This window comes from Pseudomonas sp. SDO55104_S430, from assembly GCF_054070595.1.
Window position 1 is genome coordinate 1 of sequence record NZ_JBSVXG010000370.1, and the last position, 3,726, is coordinate 3,726.

The following is a 3,726-nucleotide window of genomic DNA, read 5'->3' on the forward strand; positions in this document are numbered from 1 at the left end:
CAAAGGAGATGTTGAAGCCGCTGGCCCCTTCGCGAGCAAGCCCGCTCCCACAGGGATCCATGACATGCCTGGGACCTGCAACAGGCACCCGCACAGCGCTTTTCATCGCCTTCCGACCAGAAACCCGTTCCTGCCTCTTGCACAACCGGTATTATGGTATACCATCAGACGCACAGACACTCTCAAACCCCAGTACGGAGCAGCTCATGAGTTTCGAAATCCGCAAGATCGTCAGCTATGTCGAAGAAACCTTCATCGAAGGCGGCAAAGCCACCGACAAACCCGTGACCATGGTCGGGCTGGCCGTTGTGATGAAAAACCCGTGGGTCGGTGGTTTCGTCGAAGACTTGAAACCGCAGATCCGTGCCAACTGCTCCGACCTGGGCGCGATGATGGTCGAGCGTCTGACCGGCATCATCGGCGGTGCCGAGAAAATCGAGGCCTACGGCAAGGCTGCAGTGGTCGGCGCTGACGGCGAAATCGAACACGCCTCCGCCGTGATCCACACCCTGCGCTTCGGCAACCACTACCGCGAAGCGGTCAAGGCCAAGAGCTACCTGAGCTTCACCAACAAGCGCGGCGGTCCGGGCACCTCGATCCAGATCCCGATGATGCACAAGGACGACGAAGGCCTGCGTTCGCACTACATCACCCTGGAAATGCAGATCGAAGACGCCCCGCGCGCCGACGAAATCGTCGTGGTCCTGGGTTGCGCCGACGGCGGCCGTATCCACCCGCGCATCGGCAACCGTTACATCGACCTGGAAGAACTGGCCGCTGAAAAAGCCCAGTAAGACGGTCGGTCACTAAAACAAAAAGGTATGCAGGAGCGCTCCATGATTCGGCTCACCGCTGAACGTACCCCGGCTGGCACCAGTTACCTGGCGACCGGCCAAGGCCAGCCCGTGGTCTTGATCCACGGCGTGGGCCTGAATAAAGAAATGTGGGGCGGCCAGATCGTTGGCCTGGCCACGAAGTACCGCGTCATTGCCTACGACATGTTGGGCCATGGCGCCAGCCCGCGCCCGGAAAGCGGCACGCCCCTGCTCGGTTACGCCGATCAGTTGCTGGAGCTGCTCGATCACTTGCAACTGCCCAAAGCGGCGGTGATCGGTTTTTCCATGGGCGGGCTGGTGGCGCGGGCCTTTGCCCTGCACTACCCGCAACGCCTGCAAAGCCTGGTGGTGCTCAACAGCGTGTTCAACCGCACCGCGGAACAGCGCGCCGGCGTCATCGCCCGCACCGCCCAGGCCGCCGAACACGGCCCGGATGCCAACGCTGAAGCGGCGCTGTCGCGCTGGTTCAGCCGCGAATACCAGGCCGCCAACCCGGCACAGATCGAAGCACTGCGCCAGACTCTGGCGCAGAACGACCCGCAGGGTTACCTGACCACTTACGAGCTGTTCGCCACCCAGGACATGTACCGCGCCGACGACCTGGCCAGTATCCAGGCCCCGACGCTGGTCGCCACCGGTGAGCTGGACCCGGGCTCGACCCCGGAAATGGCCGAGCAACTGGCTGCGCGCATTCACGGCGCCAGGGTTGCCGTGCTCCCCGAACAGCGGCATATGATGCCCGTAGAATCGCCGCGCCTGGTCAACCAGCTGTTGCTGGAGTTTCTCGACGAGGCGCACTCCCGACCCAACCATTTGAAGGGGATCGTTGCATGACACTCGCACGTTTCCAGATGTGCATCGGCGGCGAATGGGTCGATGCCCTCTCCGGCAAGACTTTCGAAAGCCTGAACCCGGCCCTGGCCGAAGCCTGGGCTGAACTGCCCGACGCCGACGAAGCCGATGTCGAGCGCGCCGTCCAGGCTGCGCAGACCGCCTTCGACAGCCCGGCCTGGCGCGGCCTGACCGCCACCGCTCGCGGCAAATTGCTGCGTCGCCTGGGTGATCTGATCGCCGAAAACAAGGAAAAACTGGCGCAGCTGGAAAGCCGCGACAACGGCAAGCTGATCCGCGAGACCCGCGGCCAGGTCGGCTACCTGCCGGAGTTCTTCCACTACACCGCGGGTCTTGCGGACAAGCTCGAAGGCGGCACCCTGCCGTTGGACAAGCCGGACCTGTTTGCCTACACCGTGCACGAAGCCATGGGCGTGGTCGCCGCGATCATTCCGTGGAACAGCCCGCTGTACCTGACCGCCATCAAGCTGGCCCCGGCATTGGCAGCGGGCAACACCATCGTGATCAAGCCGTCCGAACACGCTTCGGCGACCATTCTGGAGCTGGCACGCCTGGCCCTGGAAGCCGGCATTCCGCCAGGCGTGGTCAACGTCGTCACCGGTTACGGCCCGAGCACCGGCGCCGCCCTCACCCGCCATCCGCTGGTGCGCAAGATCGCCTTCACCGGCGGCGCGGCCACGGCTCGCCATGTGGTGCGCAGCAGCGCCGAGAACTTCGCCAAGCTGTCGCTGGAACTGGGCGGCAAGTCGCCGAACATCATCTTCGCCGACGCCGACCTCGACAGCGCGATCAACGGCGCCATCGCCGGCATCTACGCTGCCTCCGGGCAGAGTTGCGTGTCCGGTTCGCGTCTGCTGGTGCAGGACGAGATCTACGACGAGTTCGTCGGTCGCCTGGTGGAACGCGCCCAGCGCATTCGCATTGGCAACCCGCAGGACGACAGCAGCGAAATGGGCCCGATGGCCACCGCGCAGCAGCTGGCTGTGGTGGAAGGCCTGGTGGCCGATGCCATCGCCGAAGGCGCGCGCCTGCGCATCGGCGGCAAGCGTCCTGCCGGCGTGGGCGACGGCTGGTTCTATGAGCCGACCTTGTTCGAGTGCGACCGCAACTCGATGAAGATCATGCAGGAAGAAGTCTTTGGCCCGGTGGCTTCGGTCATCCGCTTCAAGGACGAAGCCGAAGCGCTGGCGATCGCCAACGACTCGCAGTTCGGCCTCGCCGCCGGCATCTGGACCCGTGACCTGGGCCGTGCCCATCGTCTGGCCCGCGACGTGCGTTCGGGGATCATCTGGGTCAACACCTACCGCGCGGTCTCGGCCATGGCGCCGATCGGCGGCTTCAAGAACAGCGGCTATGGACGCGAAAGCGGCATCGATTCGGTGCTGGCCTACACCGAGCTGAAAACGGTGTGGATCAACCTGTCCCAGGCACCGATGCCTGATCCGTTCGTGATGCGCTAGGAGATTAGGAAAATGATCGAACCCGGCATTTACAAAGACGTCATGGGCTCATTCCCGTCCGGCGTCACGGTAGTGACTACCCTGGACCCGGACGGTGGCATCGTCGGCATCACCGCCAGCGCCTTCAGTGCGTTGTCGATCGATCCGGCGCTGGTGCTGTTCTGCCCCAACTACGCTTCCGACACCTATCCGGTATTGCGCGACAGCAAGCAGTTCGCGATTCACCTGCTGTCCGCCGACCAGACCGCCGAGGCTTACGCCTTCGCCGGTAAAGGCAAGGACAAGGCCAAGGGCATCGACTGGCACCTGAGCGATCTGGGCAACCCGATCCTGGCCAAGGCCACGGCGATCATCGAGTGCGAACTGTGGCGCGAATACGACGGCGGCGATCACGCCATCATCGTCGGCGCGGTGAAGAATCTGATCCTGCCTGCGCAGCCGGTCACGCCGATGATCTACCACAAGGGCAAGCTGGGGCCGTTGCCGGCGCTGGGCTGACAGCCTTACACAAAACCCAATGTGGGAGCGGGCTTGCTCGCGAATGCGGTGTATCAGTCGATGCAAATGTTGAATGACAC

4 protein-coding genes are annotated in these 3,726 nt (G+C 63.7%); all 4 read left to right on the plus strand.

The features are described 5' to 3' along the window. Positions 1 to 206: 206 nt before the first annotated feature. From ACW9JE_RS29525 to ACW9JE_RS29540, 4 genes are read left to right on the plus strand one after another with little or no spacing between them, the layout of a single operon-like run. Positions 207 to 794, plus strand: a complete 588-nt coding sequence (locus ACW9JE_RS29525) for an amino acid synthesis family protein (RefSeq protein WP_175379063.1) — start codon at positions 207 to 209, stop codon at positions 792 to 794. A 42-nt stretch (positions 795 to 836) separates the two neighbouring features. Next, positions 837 to 1,670, plus strand: coding sequence for an alpha/beta fold hydrolase (locus ACW9JE_RS29530; RefSeq protein WP_457434771.1), 834 nt, complete (start codon positions 837 to 839; stop codon positions 1,668 to 1,670). Further along, the gene (locus tag ACW9JE_RS29535) at positions 1,667 to 3,148 is read left to right on the plus strand and encodes an aldehyde dehydrogenase (protein ID WP_224542037.1); all 1,482 of its coding nucleotides are present in this window, start codon (positions 1,667 to 1,669) and stop codon (positions 3,146 to 3,148) included. The genes ACW9JE_RS29530 and ACW9JE_RS29535 overlap by 4 nt, the downstream gene beginning before the upstream one ends. Before the next feature lie 12 nt (positions 3,149 to 3,160). After that, the gene (locus tag ACW9JE_RS29540) at positions 3,161 to 3,646 is read left to right on the plus strand and encodes a flavin reductase family protein (RefSeq protein ID WP_224542039.1); all 486 of its coding nucleotides are present in this window, start codon (positions 3,161 to 3,163) and stop codon (positions 3,644 to 3,646) included. Positions 3,647 to 3,726: the final 80 nt, after the last annotated feature.